2 protein-coding genes are annotated in these 544 nt (G+C 32.2%); both read left to right on the top strand.

What is annotated here, in order from left to right:
* Positions 1–233 (top strand): plasmid mobilization relaxosome protein MobC (mobC, locus tag D1643_RS11425; RefSeq protein ID WP_160710687.1); only part of this gene is annotated, 233 nt, incomplete at its 5' end.
* A 4-nt stretch (positions 234–237) separates the two neighbouring features.
* On the top strand, positions 238–544 hold a 307-nt coding region (locus D1643_RS11420; RefSeq protein WP_160710686.1), incomplete at its 3' end, for a relaxase/mobilization nuclease domain-containing protein.

The raw sequence follows: 544 nt of genomic DNA, 5'->3' as shown, positions 1-544 counted from the left end.
TAGATAAAAAAATTTACACGGTGGATTTTTCTTCTCTTAAAGAAATTATGTCTACCATTGCGCAGGCAAATTTAGAAGTCAATCGGATTGGAAATAATCTCAATCAAATTGCCAAACACTTAAATGAATCCGAACAAAATCAAACCAGAGAATTACTCAATGAGTATCAAAATGAAATTCAAAGTTTAGATAAAAAATTAAAAAGCATGCTAAAAAAAATAGCGGAGGGATAATGCCATGACCGTAATTTATATGCCTAGAGATACAAGTGGAGTAATTCATAGTAAAGGGCAACTCTCACGAGCGCTGAATTATATTGTCAATCCAGAAAAAACAAAAGGTGGAGAATTAGTATCAGGGCAAAATATAAACGTTCCAAACAATGCCTATGATGAAATGTTACTAACAAGAGAAATGGCAATTTTAGCTGGAAATCAACCGAAAGAAAATGAACGATTTGGTTTTCATTTTGTCCAATCTTTTTCGCCAGAAGATAATTTAACACCTGAACAAGTTCATGAAATTGGATTAAAAACCATGAAAG

Source organism: Enterorhabdus sp. P55, from assembly GCF_009911695.1.
Classification (GTDB): Bacteria; Actinomycetota; Coriobacteriia; order Coriobacteriales; family Eggerthellaceae; genus Enterorhabdus.
Note: the sequence above shows the minus strand (reverse complement) of the source record. Positions and strands in the feature narration are given on the sequence as shown.